The following is an 18,041-nucleotide window of genomic DNA, read 5'->3' as shown; positions in this document are numbered from 1 at the left end:
TCCAAAAGTAGATACCGATGAAAATTGCTAAGATTGAATGCTTCACCCCGAGGGTAGGCCACCGCAACCAGCTTCTCGTCAAGGTTACCGTTGAAAATGGCATCTATGGCTGGGGCGAATCCGGATTAACGGGTCGCGAGCATGCGGTTGTCGGTGCGATCAGACACTACAGTGAATTTCTTCTGGGCCGCGACGTCAGGCGAGCTGGTGCGCTATGGCAGGAGATGTACCGCAGCCAGTATTTCGAAGGCGGACGCGTTTTGTCAGCGGCAATCGGCGCGCTGGATATCGCCTTCCACGATGTTCGCGCGAAGGCATTGAGTGTCCCGGTGTTCGACCTGCTGGGTGGAAAGCAGCGTGACCTTGTTCCCGCTTTCGCAACGGCGCCCGCCGATCCTGGTCCCGAAATGGTCGAGCAGGCCAAAATACTCATGAACGCCGGCTGGACCTGCATTCGGTTTGTGCCATGGGGACAACATTCGACGGACATCTTCGAGCCACGGGAATCAATCGCGCGCACAGCTCCGTGGATGGTCAAGGTGAGAGAGGAACTTGGGCCGGCAGCGGTATTGGGGATAGATTATCACCACCGACTGAGCGTTGCGGAAGCTGCATCCTTCTGTCAGAAAATGCCAAGCGGGACGCTGGACTTCATCGAGGAGCCGATACGGGATGAGACGCCGGAGGCCTATGAGGCATTGCGGCGAATGACGGATATCCCCTTCGCGATTGGCGAAGAGTTTTCATCCAAATGGCAATTTCTTCCTTACATCGAGCGGGACATCCATCAATTCAATCGACTGGATATTTGCAACGTCGGAGGCTTCACCGAAGCGATGAAGGTCGCGGGATGGAGCGAAGCCCATTATGTCGACCTCATGCCGCACAATCCCCTTGGCCCAATCTGTACAGCTGCGACCGTCCATCTTGCTGCCGCTGTCTCAAATTTCTCCTGGCTCGAATGCCGCTCTTCGCCGGTCGAGCAGCTGGGATTCGACGCAACGGAGCTCTTTCCCGAACAGGTTCGTCTCCAGGGCAGCAATTATAAGGTTCCGGACCGCCCGGGGCTTGGCATTGAGGTCAATGAAGATGCCCTGAGAAAACTGGACTTTCAGTTTTTCGAGCCGCCGCACCTTCGGCGCCGGGATGGAAGCTTTACAAACTGGTAATCACAATAAACTTTGGGAGGAGGATATATGTCCATATCGGCTACGCTCGCGGCCCCGAGCCGAACACGCTTTGTCATAACCGCGCTATTATTTCTGACGGGGGTCATTAATTATCTGGATCGGACGAATCTATCCATCACAGCCCCAAATCTTTCAGGAGAATTAAAGATTGATCCTGTGACCATGGGCTGGCTCTTTTCGGCTTTTGGCTGGACATACACGGCGATGCAAATTCCAGGGGGATGGATAGCGGACCGGGTTCATCCGAGAGTGGTCTACCCACTGACCATTCTGGTCTGGTCGATCGCGACGCTGAGCCTTGGTTTCGTCGCAGGCATCGTCAGTCTCTTTATTCTCCGGTTGCTCGTCGGCGTTTTCGAGGCTCCAAGCTACATCGTCAACAACAGAATCGTCACCACCTGGTTCCCGGAGCGGGAGCGCGCTAGCACAATTGGCATTTACATCTCAGCGCAGTATGTCGGACTTGGGTTTCTGACACCTGTGCTAATTTGGATAGAAGCCGCCTATGGTTGGCGTTCCGTCTTCGTTCTAACTGGTATTCTTGGCATCATAGCAGCCGTGCTCTGGGCTACGATCTACCGCGACCCACACCAATTCCGCGGAACGAATGACGCCGAGCTTGATCTGATTAAATCCGGCGGCGGCGTTCCAGAGCTAAGCTCCCGTCTTCAATCCGAGCAGGCGCACCGAAAGACATTCTCGTGGACCGATCTGAAGATCGTTTTGAGCAAGAAAAAGCTTTGGGGAATTTATATTGGCCAATTTAGCTACCTTGCTTCAGCGAATTTTTTCCTGACGTGGTTTCCCACCTATTTGGTTCAATACCGACACCTCGATTTCATCAAAGCAGGTTTCTACGCTTCGGTGCCATTTCTCGCCGGATTTGCAGGCGTTCTTGTTTCAGGATTCATTTCTGATGCGCTCTTGCGTGGCGGCTTTACCCTCAGTTCTTCTCGCAAAATCCCAGTTCTTACCGGAATTGCTCTTTCGGTTCTGATCGTCGGCGCGCAGTTCGTCGAGAGCCCAGCTCTGATCATTCTTTTTCTAGCAGTGGCTTTTTTTGGTACCGGAATGGCCTCGATCACCTGGTCATACGTGTCAGCTCTCGCACCGGAGCGGTTAATCGGATTGACTGGCGGGGTCTTCAATCTGTTCGGGGGCCTTTCGAGTATCGTTATTCCGATCGCGATCGGCTATCTGGTTCAGGGCGGCAGCTTTGCGCCGGCATTGGCACTTTGTTCGATTCTGGCGATCATTGCGGCATTGTCCTACATTTTCCTTGTGGGACGCATGGACAGGGTTGTCGAGTAAGCTCGGCGGGCGCCAATCAGGTTTTTAACGAAAGTCCGTGATCCAGCTACAGGCGCGGTCCCCGATAATGAAGCCAGATACCTGCTATCGGACGCCGAGCGTTCAACAAGGCGCTTAAGGCGATCTTGAATGGCCGTCGGAGGCGATGAGGAGCCAGGTTGCAATAAAAGGTCAGTCATCGATCCGTGGCAACATTCTGAGCCTGCTGCCGGAAAACCTCGTCGCCGATTTGGCCTGACAGGACCAACCGCTGATGTCACACGGGGGTGGTAACCCGACCTCCGTGCCATAGCGTGTTGGTAGCAATTTAGCCGTGGGCTGGATCGCGCGATGGGATGGTCCTCGCAGCCAAGATTGTGCGCCTACAAGTCTGTGCAACTAGTGGCGAGCGTTGCGTCGGCGCGCGTGCGGCATGGCAACCGCAAACTGTTCACCGAGAGTGGGTAGGCCAAGTCCGTTGCTGAACAGGCCTCTTCGAGGTGATCGCGCGTGCACGACGCAAGCTTGGCCGGCGTGCTGACGCTCGACGGCCGCAAAACCGATCCGGCCATTGGCACAGCCGCGATCTCGATGGCGCGAGAGAGACCGGCATCGCTATGAGGCCTTCGCATCAGTGATCAAAAGTGTTGGAGCCTCCTCTCCACGATCCGGGCAAGCAAGCTTGCTCCGATAGGCAGAATGCCGTCATCGAGCATGAAGCCCGGATTGTGTACGGGAACCTCGCCGGCGTGGCCGATGGTGCAGTAGACACCCGGAACAGCGTGAAGCATGTCAGCAAAGTCTTCGCTGCCCATGACGGGCTTCGTTTTCAGATACACTTGACTGTCTCCCACGACATCGCGCGCGGCTTCCATATAGGCCTCAACAAGGCTTTCCGTGTTTATCAACACATCGAAGACATTCCGAATATCGACCTCGATTTCGACCTCGAACGATGCCGCGAGACCTTCTGCGATCGATCGAATGCGGCTGCGGATGAGTTCATTCACCGCGTTGTCCAGAAATCGCACGGTGCCAGAAACTACCGCTTCCTCCGGTACCACATTATAGGCGCTGCCCGAGTGGATCTGAGTGACCGATACGACAGCCTGCTTGAGCGGGCTGATATTGCGACTGACCACCGTCTGCAGCGCCTGAACCAGAGCCGTAGCGACGATGATCGGATCGCGCGAGTGCTCGGGCATGGCGCCATGGCTGCCGCGACCGCGAATGCGTAAATCGAAGAAATCCGCGCCGGCCATCGCCGGGCCTGGTTTGATACCAACGCGATAGGGGTCATCATTCGGCGCATTGTGCAGGCCATAGATTTCATCACAGGGAAAACGCTCGAACAAGCCATCGGCGAGCATGGCACGAGCTCCACCACACCCCTCCTCGCCTGGCTGGAAAATAAAAACTGCGGTACCAGCGAAATTGCGTGTTTCCGCGAGGTAGCGTGCAGCACCAAGCAGCATCGTCGTGTGGCCGTCATGCCCGCATCCATGGAACCGACCCGGGTATCTCGACGCATAGGCCAGGTTGGTGCGTTCCTCCATCGGCAGGGCGTCCATGTCGGCCCGCAGGCCAATGCGGCGACCGCCGCCGAGATCGCCCTTCAGGATGCCGACCACACCGGTCCGGCCGATGCCACGATGCACTTCGATACCCCATTCTTCAAGCCGTTTGGCAACGATCCCGGAGGTACGCACTTCTTCAAAGCCGATTTCCGGATGTTGGTGGATATCACGGCGGATAGCAGTCAAGTCTTCGGCGTAAGCGCCGATGCGTTCGATGACGGGCATGTGGGAAACCTCGGTAAGCAAAAAAAGTATCGATCTTGCGCAGTCGGTGCCAGCCGATGGACGGCACCGATGCGACCACTAGGGACAAGGAGGGTTGTTCAGAGCGACCCGGAGCTTATTTCGGCCCGGAGGGAAGACCCGCGTAGGAAATCGCCAAACGAGCCGGATCGGGGGACCAATCACTGCCGCCCAAGAGCAAGCGTTCTGGCTTTCCACTGACGTCGAAGCTGCGCCGGACGGGCTCGCCGTGGCTTGCGAAGCCATTCGCAAGGACGATCTTTCCTTCGTTTGAACTTAATATTTCCAGTTCGGCCTCATCCGTGAACGGCTTCAGTCCTCCAGGATTGCCGACGAAGACCTTGTCGCCCATGGGCACAAGGTCTATGGCCGTCCACAGCGTCCACCAACGGCTGGCCCAGTCGGCAAGCCTTTCGATAGGGGAGCCGTGGATGCTGAAGCGGTCCATGATGGATACGATGCCTTCCAGCCAGGCATTGGCGGGTCCGTCGACTGAATTCGTAACCACCGATAAGGTGACGCCCCATTCAGGTATAGTGGCCGTCCGGCTGATGAAGCCCGGGAAAGACCCCGCGTGGCCAATGAGCGCATGGCCTCCCGCATCCATCAGCATCGTACCGAGGCCGTAGTAACGCGGCTCGGAACTGTGTGGCACCTGCCAATGGCGGCGACCCATTTCGCGCCTGCTTGCTTTCGAAAGCAGGCTTGTCTCCGTGGCCGGATCAAGGCTTGAAAAGAAACGGGCAAGATCGGCAGCAGTGCTTACGAAACCGGTTGCAGCGGCCAGCGCAAAGGTTGGTTGATGCCCGTCGATCGCACCGCGGCCAAACGGCAGGCGACCACTATGACCAAAGGCAAGTGGCGTCCCATCTGCTAGAGGCATATCCGGCGTGGTGTGTTTAAGGCCTGACGCTATAACGACCTCGCGCATGATCCAATCGATGTAGGCTTCGTCGGTGATTGCCTCGATAAGGAAACCCAGGAGGCCAAAACCGAGATTGGAATATTTGAAGCGAGTGTTGGCGTCGATCGTCAGCGGGAGTGCCAGTTCCTCCCGTAGGGCTGCGGCGTCGAAGAACGGCGCAGTCACCTGCCAATGGGATGATAGGCGTCCGTCGCGCATGATGCCGCCGGAATGGGAAAGCAGCTGGCTTATTGTCGTGTCCGCAACCGTCGGATCGAGATCCTTGATATAGAGGCCTATGCGATCGTCCAGATGTAGACGGCCGGCCTCCTGCAGCATCATGATGCCGACAGCGGTAAAGGTCTTGGAGTGAGAGGCGACACGGAAACGATGCTCTGTTCCTAGCGCTTCGCCGGTCCTTAGATCAGCTACGCCAAAAGCTTTGTCGAAGATGACTTCGCCCTTCTTTGCCACCGCAACCGCGCAGCCAGGCTGCTCGGCCTGCTGCATTTGAAAGTCAATCCACCTGCCTGCGTAGGCGAGGGCGGCATCGAGCCATTCTGTCATGGGGTTACTCCCTGTCTTTCAGTGTTTCATTTCTTGGATGCTTCGGTGGCTGCTGGTACCGCGCTCATCGCTGTTTCTCCAGTCGCCCAGCAGGCGACCCTGTGCCCACCTTCCCCCATAGCCATAGGCGGTTCGGCCTCCACGCAACGGGCGAAGGCCAGTGGGCAGCGGGTGCGGAAGCGGCAACCGGTCGGAAGATGGGCCGGATCCGGTGGGTCGGCGAGGCGCAGTACGGGATCGTCGCGGCGGCCAATATCGATCGAAGGGACAGCAGCCAGAAGCGCGCGCGTATAGGGGTGACGCGGATCGGAGAACAACTGGCGAGTGGGGGCAATCTCGACGATCCGACCGTAGTACATGACGGCGACGCGGTCGGCGATATACTCGACAACCGCAAGATTATGCGACACGAACAAGAGGGCCAGCTGGAATTCGGCTTTCAGATCGCTGAGGAGATTGAGGATCTGTGCCTGTACCGATACGTCGAGCGCAGAGACCGGTTCGTCACAAACAATCAGGCTGGGCTTGAGGATAAGGGCGCGGGCAATCCCGATGCGTTGCAATTGACCGCCTGAAAGCTCATGGGGATAGCGAAAGCGATGCTCCGGCCGAAGACCCACCTTACGGAAGATGTCAGCGACCGCATCGTCCCGTTCGGAAGGGTCGAGCATTTCCTGGATATCCAGTGCCATGCGCACGGAGGAGCCGACCGTGCGGCGCGGATCAAAACAGCTGCGCGGGTTCTGGAAGATCAGCTGGGCAAAGCGCCGTTGCTGCTTCAATTCCTCGGGCCGAAGTGCGAAGAGATCCTGATTTCGGAACAGTACCTGGCCTTCACTTGGTTTCTGGAGCGCGATGACCGTGCGACCGAGCGTGCTCTTGCCGCAACCGGATTCACCAACGAGGCCCAGCGTCTCGCCGCGGTCGAGTGTCAGGCTGACGCCATCGACGGCGTTGATATGGCCGGCGATACCACCGAACAGACCCTTGCGCACGGGATAGCGGACATGGAGCCCGTCGACCCTAAGAAGCGGAGGGATACTCATACGCGGTCCTCCACTACGGTCGCGATGGGAAGGGCCTCCTCCGCTTGAGGCAGCGCCCAGCAACGGGCAGAATGGCGCTCGCCAATCGATGTGAAGGGAGGCGGAGCGGTCATGCATGCATCAAGTTCGAGTTTTGCGCGCCGTTCGCAGCGCGGGGCGAAGGCGCAGCCGGGCATGGGACGGCTCAAGTCAGGAATGCTGCCGGGAATGTCTTTGAGCCTCTGGCCAGCAAGCTGGCCGAGCCGCGGGGCAGCATCGAGAAGACCACGCGCATAGGGGTGCTCAGGCCTGGTCAGCATCACGGACACGGGACCTTCTTCTACGATCCGACCGGCATACATGACGGCGACACGATCGGCGAGACGAGCAACCACGCCCAGATCATGTGTGACGAGCAGCAACGACGTCCCGAAATCGCGGCAGCTGTCACGCAGGAGTTCAAGAATCTGCGCCTGGATCGTCACATCCAGCGCCGTGGTCGGCTCATCTGCTATCAGGAGCCTGGGCCTCAGCGCCAGGGCGATAGCGATCATGACGCGCTGCGCCTGTCCGCCAGATAGTTGATGCGGATAGGCAAGAGCCTTTTCTTCGGGCGCCGGGATGCCGACGGAACGAAGGAGTGTCACGGCCTTATCCCATGCGGCTTTGCGACTAATTCTCTCCTGTCGTCGAAGCGGCTCGGCCACCTGCCAGCCAATGCGGCGAACCGGGTTGAGGCTACCTTGCGGCTGTTGGAAGATCATCCCGATATCGCGGCCGCGCCATGTTGAGAGCTCGCGTTTCGACATCGTCAGAACATCTCTGCCAGCGAAGAAGACTTGCCCCTGGGTTATTCGGCCCGGAGACTGGATGAGCCGGAGGATCGAAAGCGCAAGCACGGATTTCCCGGAACCTGACTCTCCGACCAAACCGATGATCTCGCCGGCCGCTATCGTCAGGTCGACACTCTGGACGGCCTTGATCGCACCTCGAGCTGAAGTGAATTGGGTTTGCAGTCCTCTGATAGTGAGCAGGGGAGGCGAGGTAGTTTGCAATTGATGTTGCTCCATGCGTCAATTCCTCGGATCAAGCACGTCGCGCAACCCGTTGCCCAGAATGTTCATCCCAAAAATGGAAACGAACAGAGCCAGACCGGGAGCTGCAACTGCCCACCAAGCAGAGAACAGATAGGTTCGCGAATTGACGAGCATCGCCCCCCATTCGGGCGCCGGTGGCTGGGTGCCGAGTCCTGCAAAGGAGAGTGCCGATGCGATGAGCGCCGACAGTGGCGTTGCAAATGCGAAATAGACGATCAGTGGCGACAATACGTTCGGCAGGACGGTGCCGAACAGGATCTCCATCTCGTTTGCGCCCAGCGCGCGGACGCTGGTCACATAATCTTCGCGCTTGACCGTCAGCACGGTACTGCGCACGAGACGAGCATATCCTGGGATACCGGCTATGCCGACCGCTACCATGCCGGTCCATAGACTGGGCCCGAGGATAGCGACTACGACCAGGACCATGAGGATATATGGAAAGGCGAGCAATATATCGATCGTGCGCATGATGATACCGTCGGTCATCGGCGAGCCTGCTCCGGCAAGGAGGCCGAGGAATGTGCCAGCCGTTGCCGAAATCGACGACGTCACCGCGCAAATCAGTAGAAAATACCGTGTTCCATAGATGATGCGGCTGAGCAGGTCGCGCCCGACCTCGTCAGTGCCGATCCAATGGTCGAAACCTGGCGGCTTCAAGCGATGGACAGGGTCGATCTTGAAGGGATCATGGGGGGCGATCCACGGAGCGAAGATCGCAAGCAGTACGACAAGCAAGACGATCGAGCCGCCGACAACCGTCGCCCGGCTGTGGAGAAGACGACCTGTGATTATGCGCCAGCGCGGAACAACCACAACCAAGGGCTCTTCGAAGGAGAGGGCCGTCATGACACAAGCTCCACACGCGGATCGAGCCAGGCATAGAGAATGTCTGCCACAAGGTTGATGATGAGATAGGTCGCGGCACTGATCAGGATGATCGCCTGCGTCAGGGCGAAATCCCTCCACTGGATGGCGTTGACCGCCAGTTCTCCTATGCCGTGCCAGGAGAAAATCGTTTCCACGATGAAGGCGCCGCCGAGCAGATTACCGATTTGCAAGCCGACGACCGTCAACACGACAATGAGCGCGTTCGGCAGCGCATGACGGAAAATCAGTGCCATTTCGCTTTGACCGCGCGCCCGCGCCGCCTGAATGTAATCGCGTCGCAAGACGTCGATCATACTGCTGCGCGCCACCTGTGAAAGGGGGGCCGCCTCAATGATGCCAAGCGCGAAGGCCGGAAGCAGAATAGCGATCGGTCCGTGCGGAACTACGGGCAACACCCTCAGCCATACCGAAAAGACGAGAATCAACAGCAGACCGAAGAAGAATGCCGGCATCGAGATGCCAAACAAGCCGATCGTCGTCGCAGTCACATCCAACCAGGTGTTGCGGCGGGCGGCCGCAAGGATACCCGTCGTAAGACCAAGGATGAGTGCAATCGCCAGCGCAAATCCGGTAAGCAGAATCGTGTTGACATAGCGATAACCGATCTCGTCGATCACTGGTCGGCGCAATCGGATCGACTGGCCGAGATCGCCGTGCAACAGATCCTTCACGTAGAAGAAGAATTGCTGGTACCAGGGCAAATCCAGGTGATACTTCGCTCTGAGCGTTGCGATTGCCTGCGCAGCGTCCTTTCCGGATAATTGGCCCTGATACATGGCGGTGACGGCGTCCGTCGGGATCAGGGCCTTCATCAGGAAGGTGATCAGCAAAATCGCGGTGATCACCGGGACCAGCAGCAGCAGACGTTTGAGAACGTACTGCATCATGGCTGACTATCCTGCGATCTGGAGATCGGATGCATAGAGCCGTCCAAGGAAATCGAGGCGATAGCCTTGAAGCTCGCTGCGCACGACGGTGATCGGCCAGTCCGTCAGGAGCGGGATGATCAGGCGATCCTCAAGAATGGCCTTTTGCGCATCGCTGACGAATTGCATGCGTTTGACGGGATCGAGTGCGGTGTCGGACGCATCCAATGCATTGTCGATTGCGGCATTGGCCGGCAGCAACTGCCTGTGTCCTGGAGAGCGGAACAGCTGGGACATGACGTTGGGATCTGACCAGGTCCAGCGATTGAGATCCATGTCCCAATCCGGTTTGAGAAGCCCGGGATAGAATGTTCCCCAATCTGCGGTGCCGACATCGACTTGAATACCGACATCGGCGAGATTTGCCTGGATGACAGCCAGTGCCCGTTCAGTGGTACTGTCGGCATAGCTGCGCACGGTGAACTTGGCGATCGTGCCTCCCTTTGCACGGATCCCACCATTTTCCTTCCAACCGGCAGCATCGAGAAGCTCCTTGGCCTTTTCGGCGTCGTAAGGCGTCCCGTATTTCTGCGCGACGACGTCATCGTAGCCGGGAATACCTCTCGACAGTGGCCCCAGAGCAACCTTGCCGTTGCCGCCGAACGCAGCGGCTAGGACCGCCTGACGGTCGATCGCATAGCTGATTGCTTCCCGGACGGCCTTGTCGTCGAATGGAGGCTTCTTGTAGTCGAACTCCATGAACATCAGGTTCTTGGCGTTCTGATCGTTGATGATGTGATATTGAGAATCGCCTTGAAGGGGCTGCACGGCATCCGCCGTCAGCTGCCCGGCCTGCAGTTCACCGGTCTGCAGCGCGGAGGCGACGACGCCTTCCTCAGCCAGCACGTTCAATATGACACGGTCCAGATAGGCCGGGCCCTGGTTCTTGGCATCGGGGCGATATTGCTTGAAGTCGGGGTACCGAACGAGTTCGATGCTGGTCCCAGGCACCCAATTGCTGAACATGAACGGTCCCGTGCCGACGGGATGACGCGCGTAAGCCGATCCAGCCGCCTTGACGGCCGCCGGAGAATTGAAGCCGAAGTAGGACATGCCAAGCAAATTGACGAACGGCGCGAAAGGCCTTGAGAAGGAGAAGACGACGGTCATGTCGTCGGGGGTCTCCACGCTTTCAAGCGCGCTGATCATTGCCTTCGATGGTGAAGCACTGTTCGGATCGAGGACGGTGTCGAAGTGGAATTTTACCGCCGCAGCGTCGAAGGGTGTGCCGTCGTGAAATGTCTTTCCGCTTTTGAGCTTGAAGGTGATGACCTTTCCATCCGCACTCGGCTCCCAGGATTGCGCAAGCCACGGCTGAGCTTGCCCCTTCTCATCGAGATACACGAGTGATTCAAGCAGGTAGTTTCCGAGAACATCGCTCACGACCAGCGAGATGCTCTGCACATTATAAAGGCCCTCCGGATCGATCGGCAGGCGCATGCGGCCTACTTTTTCATCTTTTGCAAAGGAGCGGCCCGAATTGGCCAGCGCAAGCGCGGCGAGCGCCGTTGCTGATGCAAGCGTGAATTGACGACGGTTCAGCATGGAAGTTCCCCTTTTTTATTGAGGGAATGTTTTTCCGCAACGCTCTTTGTTCGAAAAGAGCACCACGCCCTCTAATCCGAATGATTACTCGGATTTGCGCGCACTGCAAGAGAATATTTTTGCAGTGCAAATTTCTTGCCAAAATGGCATTACGACCAATCAGAAGAGTTCACAGCACGGAGAGACCAGCGTGGGGGACAAGCGCACTCCTGTTCAGGTGCGATCGCGCAAGATCAAGGCGACGATTATGGAAGCAGCGCATGAGGTGATGCGCGAGCGGGGCATCCGCGCGATCACCACCAATGCGATTGCGGAACGGGCCGGCATCAAAGTCGGCTCCATCTATGACTATTTTCCAAACAAGGAGGCAGTCATCGCCGAGATCTATGAGGAAAAACTGACCCAGGTGCGCAGCTTTCTGGAAGCCGGATCCGAGAGAATCGAACGCGAGAATTGGCGCAACCAGCTTGGCGAGCTGTTGCGCGAGACCTGGGCATATCAACTGGGAATCGGGCTTGACCGCACGATCGTTGACGCCTCGTATTATTATGAGGACCTGTTGCGTATCGCCCGCGCTCATTCGCAGCTTTTCGCCACGAATTACGTTCGACTTCTCAAACGCCTTGGGTCGTCATGGTCGGACGACCAGCTCTTTGATCTCGGCATAAGTCTTTATACGTTGGTCAATGCCACCTGGAGTTACTGGCGGCTGACCGAAACGCAGTGCGATATCGCCATCGAGCGGCAAGTCCTATTGACCATCACGCTTATGGAGCCGGCAGTTGGAGGCCATCGGTAGACCTGTGCGGCGTGATAGTTTGCTTGAATGCGGCAACCAGCGCGCATCGCTCTCGACCAATCAATAAAGCGTCCTCTCATACTCTCTTTCGAGATCGTTATCTATTTTGAGCATCTCATTCTCGTCGCTGGGCGCGCCGGTTGTTTCGTCCAAAATGATCTTCATCAGTGATGGCATATCGGTGCGATCGTGGAAACGGTTGGGGCTCCACAGGCGAGAGCGCCGAAATGCCTTGGCGCAATGCATGAAGACCTCACGCACTTCCGCCACAATGGTGAGCTTGGGCGCGCGATCATTTGCAATCATGCTCTTCAAAAGCTCAGGGTCATTCATCAGCGTCGCGCGTCCGTTCACGCGCAGTGTGCCGTCGAATCCTGGAATGATAAACAATAATCCAACGGTCGGATTGGCGAGAATATTGACGAGCGTGTCGAGGCGATTATTGCCGGGACGGATGACGCAAGAACCGAAAGGCTTTTGCATGCGATTGCGAAGCCACCTGAAGGCCTTGTCGTGATGAAGGTGACTTCGAAGACAGCTATGCGTTCGAACCCTTCTTCACTGAAGCAGTGGAGGGAAAGCTGATCGGCTATACACCGGCCTCGGCGTAGTCCACCTTCTATCGAATCTACCTGAGGCCAGAAGGCTGGCGCGCTTGGTATGGAAAGAAAGCCCTCTTTGGCGGAGCGCATCGCCGCCTTCTTCCATTTTTGAATCTACATCGTGTGATTGCCCCATTGTAACCAAGGCAATAATGGGGCTCGCCTTACTTTTTCGAGCAGGGGGATAAGCGAGCCCCGTGTCCCTTGTTGGGAGGACCACATAGGTTTGGACGGAGGGGAGCGATATTGCAACCCTGAAACAATAGGGTTTTCTATTGTCGTGCCTACCCGCCTGATAAAGGCGAGGCCAATCAACTTACGATTCCAGATGGGCCTCAATAACTTCCCTTGCCAGCTCAACGGCTCCGGTGTCGTCATTGGCCTCGGACTCTTCAAGCAGAAGGAGAGCCGTTTCATAAACGTTTGTCTCGTCCGCGTCCGAGAAAATGCCTTTGGCTTTCAGTACCCCGATAAGGGCCAACAGCAATGCCGACGATGAAAGCGCCATCGCGGAGGTGCTCAGCAGCTTTGGTGTGTCGGACAACTTCAGTCTCCATTTTGATGCACGGGAGACGAGTATTCCTCGCAAAGCTAGATGCCAAGCGAATGAAAGATTCATAATTAAGCGTTAAGGTTTACGATGGATCAGCCGCAAGCTGCCCTAAACAAGCTATACTGCGCCAAGGAAAGGGCGAAAGCGCTTCTGCGGCTTTCGGCGGCGGGCATAAGTTGCGATAGTGGTCAACCGAGTCGTCGCTTCTCATTTCCATGCCGTGTCTCCCCCGTTGCGGAACATGGCACGTGGAGATGCCGCAGCCTAACAACGATCACCCCCGCCCTTACCCAAGGGTGGGGTCGGGCAATTCCCCGGCGTATATCTACAATTTGAAAGCTTCGAACACCTCGAAAACCAAGGCGGCGATGCAAGCCGTTCAGGCCGGAACCCGGAATGCCCCTTTATCCATGACCTTGGTCATAGCGTCACGGCCGGCCAGTCAGCTGAAGGCACGAGCCAGATGGCAATGAAAGGGCCGATCCCGCGCCTGTCTGCGAAGCTTAACCTTGGCGGCTTCGTCGCCGCAGCCAATAACGCCTTCAACTTCCACAACGGTTTCTCCGGGGCGGCTGGCGGGGCCGGCATTACGCAGCTTACGAACGCTGATGGTCGGCTAGTGGCGGCTGGCTCAATGGCTATTCAGGGCGTTGAGGCTTCCGGTGGCGTTGCGCTGGGTGCGCCTGACGCGACAGGAACGCTGGATATCACCTTCACCGACCAGATCACCGAATTTGATATCTACTCGACGCAGAATACCGGTCACGCCAGTTATTATTACAGCGTGGATGGAGGCGCTCTGACGAAGATCGATGGAGTGACAGCCAACGCCACGCCGACACGCATCTTTGGCGTTGAGGCTCGAGATGGAAGCCGCAAGGAAATCTCCTGCCGAAACCTCGCCATCTCCGGCATCCAGTCAGCCAGCATGTTGACGGATAGCCAGGCCTGTACCCACCGATCGATGGATAAGGCACTTGCTGGCGACCTGTCGTTTATCATGCGCATCATTGACGATGTGCGGGCAGCGACGGCAATCGCCACCACGAAGGCCAACATCAAGGCCAAGGCTCAAGACGCTTTGCTTTCGGGTGACTGCATCCTCGTTATGGAGCACTTCGTCAACGATAGCTCTGGAAACATGGCGCAATGGCTGGATTATCGGACCCCGCTCTACCAGATCGCTGACGAGCTCGAAATTCCTCTGATCGACATGGGCACGAAGTGGGGTTCATTCGCGGTCGCCAATGCTGCCGGCAAGATGAGCGATACGCTCCATCCGAGTTTCCTCGGCTAGGATGACTATGGCGCCACCTTTGCTGCCGTTGTCCGTTGGGCCTTCTCTGGCGTCTACAGCGAGGTGTTTTCGTAACCAAGCCGACCAGCACTGACAAAAATCGAGCTCTTATCGACTAGCTTAGAATCGCCCTGTATTCATACCGTCCGCTTCGAAGAAGTCTGCGCTCGGCATCCGTGAAAATCAGCCAGACGCCATTTACATCTCTGACCGGCCACCTGACATACACGTGCTCCCAATCTGTCACTGCAGGATCGAACATCGCGACAGCGCCAATCGACAATCTGCGAGCAAGTCTCATAGGAGAACTCTTTCTTAATTTACGAATTCGCTAATAAAATCGCAGAAGCGCTCGAAAGTCACCTTAACGGTGGGTAACCATTCTCAAATGGTCAACGGCCGATTAATGACGCCCCGAGACGCACCCCTTCAATGCTATTGGTAAGTTTTCGGGGAAGCCTTACTCACCCAAACGGGGGTAAGTTGAGCCATGTCAACGCGCCTCCGCTATCTCTTGCTTGCTTTTACGTTTTCGATTGCCGTTTGGGCCGGAATAATCGCGATCGGTGTTAGGCTGGTCGGGAGTTTTGCGCCGGGCATTGATAGCGGGAATGTCGCGAGCACTCGGCCAGTAAACTCATCCCATCCTAACCATGGGAGACAGCAAACTACTCTGCCAAGTGGGCTCGAAAGTAGGCCCGGCAGCTAAACGCGCAAGCTAAAAAATAAATTATGTAAGCAGAAATCATTCCCACAAACACCATCGGGTGCTCTGGCTTCCCCGGCCTCTGAACTGGAATTGTTGCCATCACGATGCCCCACATTGCGACATTGCTGCGTATCAGCACGAAACGTGTTCTGCAATGCGTTGGTGGTAGATCTTGTGCTGCTGGTTAACCCCCCTCCTAACCAAGGCCTCCTGATCGCCATGCCGTTAGTTCAATTCGCCGGACTAAACATCTTGTCTTGTAGCCAGTTCAGCGCATCACGCCAGTTAGGCTTGGCGCGCATCCCAGCGCGAGCGCGCCCAAGCGCCGTAAGTTCGAGGATCTCGGCCGCGCTGCCTAGACCACCTGACGGGATCTCGATCAAAAGGCCGAGAGCCTGCGCTTTGTCGATAAGGGTTCGTGGGAAAGGTTCACCACCTTCGTAACGCATATCGCCTCCCATCGACGCGATCTCCGTCAGCATTTTGTGAATGTCGATATCTAGTGGATTGGGCACTAAAATACGCTCCAGTTCTTATTCGTCTTCACCGTGCACGCTTATAGCCTAAATGGCAAACACTCACCCCGCCCTCCTAAAAACTGCCTTTGACGCTCGGGTCGAAGTTGCGATAATCGTGGCGACAGGATAGCAGATATCCATGAACTTCCTTCGTGTCGTCGCCTTTGCGCTCATACTGCTAACACTGCTTGGTGCGGCCTTGGTACGCATCCACATTGATCCCGTGCTCGGTTACTGGGCAATCGGCTTTCGCTTTGTCGTGTTTGCTGCAATTAGCGCGGTCATTGCCAAGATTGTGCCGGGGAAGGCGACAGTTGCCATTGTTGCAAGCATTTTTCTTGCGGGTGGCGCAGTCGGACTACGTGATTTCTTCATGGGATCGCAGGTTGCCGGACTGAATTTGATCGCAGCAGTAACTGGATCGGTTTGGGGCGCGGCAATGGCCCATGGAGTGAGAAAGAACTTTCTCTAATCCCCCTAACCAAGGGTGGGGGTGAGCGCTGCCCGAAAAGAGAGCCCCAAGGAAGCGAGGGGCTCAATAGGAAAGGCATATGACGATCGTATTTTAGCATCGCCATATTCTACTTCAAGAGCTGGGATAGGCTATAAGCGTTGGCGCTCAATTGAGACTCAGCTGATCGCCGCAGTCCGCGCCAGAATGAGCAACTGCGTCTCGTCGCGTGCACCTGGTTTATAGAAATGTATGATTGAGGTGGCGATAACCTCTTCCTTTTCGCTTCCTCGCGCGATGCTCAACGCTTCGCGGACAATGTCAAATACCTTCTGACAGTGATCGAGATCCTCCGAGAAGAGCGGAAGATCAGATGAACGAATATATCGCCTCAACATGTCGGCCCCGCGCCGAGCGTGTATCGGGGCCGATGGCTTCTGAAGCTCTAACAGATAGGATATTCGGCTTGAGTCCCTGCCTCGACATCACAGGTTTGATGAAGAGGCGCTGCGCTTCGAGTTGATGATAAACGTGGTCATGTGAGAACAGCCACAAGCATCAATGAAAGGAAGCGCAGCATGAAGTATTTTGCAGGCCTTGACGTCTCGTTGCAAGAGACATCGGTATGTGTCGTTGATGAGACCGGTCGGATTTGCCGGGAGATGAAAGTCGTCACGCACCCGGACGATCTGGTCCTGGCGTTAAAGAACCTGGGCTGGGAATTTGTCCGCATCGGGCTGGAAGCCGGCCCGATGTCGCAGTGGCTATATAGTGGCCTGGTTGAGGCGGAGCTGCCGACAGTCTGCATCGAAACCCGTCATGCGAAAGCCTTTCTCAAAGCGCAGGTCAACAAGACGGACCGCAACGATGCTCGCGGTATTGCCCAGATGATGCGAGTGAACCTCTTTCGTCCCGTGCACGTCAAGACGCTGACCAGTCAAAAACCCCGCGCTCTTCTGACAGCTCGTAAGCTGCTCCAGGAGAAGGCGCTCGCGTTTGAGAACGATATTCGTGGGCTGCTGCGTAACTTCGGCCTTAAGGTGGGCATTGCCAGGGTGGGTAAATTCGAAAACGGCATTACCGAACTCGTGGAGGCTATTCCCGATCTCAAGGAGATCATCGCTCCCCTGCTTGACGCCCGCCAAAAACTCCGGGAGGAGTTCTCGCGGTTGCACCGGAAGGTCCTCGACATCGCCCGGGATGATGTCACCTGCAAGCGGTTGATGACGATACCCGGAATAGGTCCGGTGATCTCACTCGCTTACATCTGCACCATCGACAGTCCCGCTCGGTTTGTGCACTCACGAGCGGTGGGACCTGCTTTGGGGCTGACACCGGCTGTCAATCAATCGGGAGAAAGCAAGAGGATCGGCCGGGTCTCAGCCGCCGGCGATGCGATCATGCGCGGGCTACTTTACGAGGCGGCACAGGTCCTGCTGACACGGGGGAAGAAATGGTCCTGGCTGAAGGCTTGGGCGATGAATGTTGCCAAACGCCGCGGTCTTCGAAAGGCCATTGTCGCTCTTGCTCGGAGACTTGCGGTGATCATGCATCGGATGTGGGGCGATGGCGCCGAGTTCCGGTGGACCCGCGACAACGACGTGGCGAAAGCCGCATGATCGGAAACAACGGGAGACAATAAAGTTCTGCCAGCCGGTGGAAAGATGTCCTTCGTGGACGGTGGACAAGGTGAGTTCGGCCGCAGCCTTGCTTCAACTGCAGCATATCGCAGGAAGAGCGCTTAACAGATTGAACCGCCTTGGTGTCAGTACCGGAGCAATACTCCCCAATAGTGCCGTTTGAATCTTCCCCAGGTGCTGCGGCCGCTGGTCTTCCGGGGCGCGCCCCGGAAGACCA

16 protein-coding genes are annotated in these 18,041 nt (G+C 56.8%); 6 read left to right on the top strand and 10 right to left on the bottom strand.

All coding sequences use genetic code 11. The features are described 5' to 3' along the window. The first annotated feature begins 17 nt into the window (after window positions 1-17). Both EV561_RS31800 and EV561_RS31795 read left to right on the top strand, forming a co-directional pair. Window positions 18-1,169 carry a mandelate racemase/muconate lactonizing enzyme family protein gene (locus EV561_RS31800; protein WP_132527910.1) on the top strand — a complete coding sequence of 384 codons (1,152 nt, stop codon included), beginning with the start codon at window positions 18-20 and terminating at the stop codon, window positions 1,167-1,169. A gap of 27 nt (window positions 1,170-1,196) precedes the next feature. Next, a complete protein-coding gene (locus tag EV561_RS31795; protein WP_132527909.1) occupies window positions 1,197-2,501 on the top strand; it encodes an MFS transporter in 1,305 nt (434 codons plus the stop codon). Between the two features lie 617 nt (window positions 2,502-3,118). Here EV561_RS31795 and EV561_RS31790 read toward each other — a convergent pair. The 7 genes from EV561_RS31790 to EV561_RS31760 all read right to left on the bottom strand — a co-directional run bounded on the left by EV561_RS31790 (window position 3,119) and on the right by EV561_RS31760 (window position 11,255). Continuing rightward, window positions 3,119-4,282, bottom strand: coding sequence for a M20 aminoacylase family protein (locus EV561_RS31790; RefSeq protein ID WP_132527908.1), 1,164 nt, complete (start codon window positions 4,280-4,282; stop codon window positions 3,119-3,121). A gap of 115 nt (window positions 4,283-4,397) precedes the next feature. Beyond that, on the bottom strand, window positions 4,398-5,771 hold the full coding sequence (locus tag EV561_RS31785; RefSeq protein ID WP_132527907.1) for a serine hydrolase domain-containing protein: 1,374 nt from the start codon (window positions 5,769-5,771) through the stop codon (window positions 4,398-4,400). A gap of 26 nt (window positions 5,772-5,797) precedes the next feature. After that, the gene (locus tag EV561_RS31780) at window positions 5,798-6,817 is read right to left on the bottom strand and encodes an oligopeptide/dipeptide ABC transporter ATP-binding protein (RefSeq protein ID WP_132527906.1); all 1,020 of its coding nucleotides are present in this window, start codon (window positions 6,815-6,817) and stop codon (window positions 5,798-5,800) included. Further along, a complete protein-coding gene (locus EV561_RS31775) occupies window positions 6,814-7,866 on the bottom strand; it encodes an ABC transporter ATP-binding protein (RefSeq protein WP_132527905.1) in 1,053 nt (350 codons plus the stop codon). Before EV561_RS31775 ends, EV561_RS31780 begins: the two co-directional genes overlap by 4 nt. A 3-nt stretch (window positions 7,867-7,869) precedes the next feature. Then, on the bottom strand, window positions 7,870-8,742 hold the full coding sequence (locus EV561_RS31770) for an ABC transporter permease (protein ID WP_132527904.1): 873 nt from the start codon (window positions 8,740-8,742) through the stop codon (window positions 7,870-7,872). After that, the gene (locus tag EV561_RS31765) at window positions 8,739-9,671 is read right to left on the bottom strand and encodes an ABC transporter permease (RefSeq protein WP_132527903.1); all 933 of its coding nucleotides are present in this window, start codon (window positions 9,669-9,671) and stop codon (window positions 8,739-8,741) included. The genes EV561_RS31770 and EV561_RS31765 overlap by 4 nt, the downstream gene beginning before the upstream one ends. A gap of 6 nt (window positions 9,672-9,677) precedes the next feature. Then, complete coding sequence (locus EV561_RS31760; RefSeq protein ID WP_132527902.1) at window positions 9,678-11,255, bottom strand: ABC transporter substrate-binding protein; 1,578 nt, start codon at window positions 11,253-11,255, stop codon at window positions 9,678-9,680. A gap of 46 nt (window positions 11,256-11,301) precedes the next feature. Here EV561_RS31760 and EV561_RS31755 point away from each other — a divergent pair, with 46 nt between their 5' ends. Continuing rightward, window positions 11,302-12,054, top strand: coding sequence for a TetR/AcrR family transcriptional regulator (locus EV561_RS31755; RefSeq protein WP_245513123.1), 753 nt, complete (start codon window positions 11,302-11,304; stop codon window positions 12,052-12,054). Window positions 12,055-12,114: 60 nt separating this feature from the next. On the opposite strand, the gene EV561_RS31750 is transcribed toward EV561_RS31755, so the two are convergent. Both EV561_RS31750 and EV561_RS31745 read right to left on the bottom strand, forming a co-directional pair. Next, window positions 12,115-12,537: a pyridoxamine 5'-phosphate oxidase family protein gene (locus tag EV561_RS31750; RefSeq protein ID WP_132527901.1), complete on the bottom strand. Its 423-nt coding sequence runs from the start codon at window positions 12,535-12,537 to the stop codon at window positions 12,115-12,117. 435 nt (window positions 12,538-12,972) lie between these two features. Continuing rightward, window positions 12,973-13,200 carry a hypothetical protein gene (locus tag EV561_RS31745; RefSeq protein WP_132527900.1) on the bottom strand — a complete coding sequence of 76 codons (228 nt, stop codon included), beginning with the start codon at window positions 13,198-13,200 and terminating at the stop codon, window positions 12,973-12,975. 472 nt (window positions 13,201-13,672) lie between these two features. On the opposite strand from EV561_RS31745, the gene EV561_RS31740 reads away from it, so the two are divergent. Further along, complete coding sequence (locus EV561_RS31740) at window positions 13,673-14,506, top strand: hypothetical protein (RefSeq protein ID WP_132527899.1); 834 nt, start codon at window positions 13,673-13,675, stop codon at window positions 14,504-14,506. 939 nt (window positions 14,507-15,445) lie between these two features. Here EV561_RS31740 and EV561_RS31735 read toward each other — a convergent pair. Then, complete coding sequence (locus EV561_RS31735) at window positions 15,446-15,730, bottom strand: hypothetical protein (protein WP_132527898.1); 285 nt, start codon at window positions 15,728-15,730, stop codon at window positions 15,446-15,448. Window positions 15,731-15,872: 142 nt separating this feature from the next. Here EV561_RS31735 and EV561_RS31730 point away from each other — a divergent pair, with 142 nt between their 5' ends. Then, window positions 15,873-16,205, top strand: a complete 333-nt coding sequence (locus EV561_RS31730; RefSeq protein ID WP_132527897.1) for a hypothetical protein — start codon at window positions 15,873-15,875, stop codon at window positions 16,203-16,205. Window positions 16,206-16,762: 557 nt separating this feature from the next. Then, window positions 16,763-17,803 carry an IS110 family transposase gene (locus EV561_RS31725; RefSeq protein ID WP_132527896.1) on the top strand — a complete coding sequence of 347 codons (1,041 nt, stop codon included), beginning with the start codon at window positions 16,763-16,765 and terminating at the stop codon, window positions 17,801-17,803. The last annotated feature ends 238 nt before the right edge of the window (window positions 17,804-18,041 follow it).

The sequence above is a fragment of the Rhizobium sp. BK376 genome, from assembly GCF_004341625.1.
Classification (GTDB): Bacteria; Pseudomonadota; Alphaproteobacteria; order Rhizobiales; family Rhizobiaceae; genus Rhizobium.
This window is presented reverse-complemented; position numbering and strand designations above follow the sequence as displayed.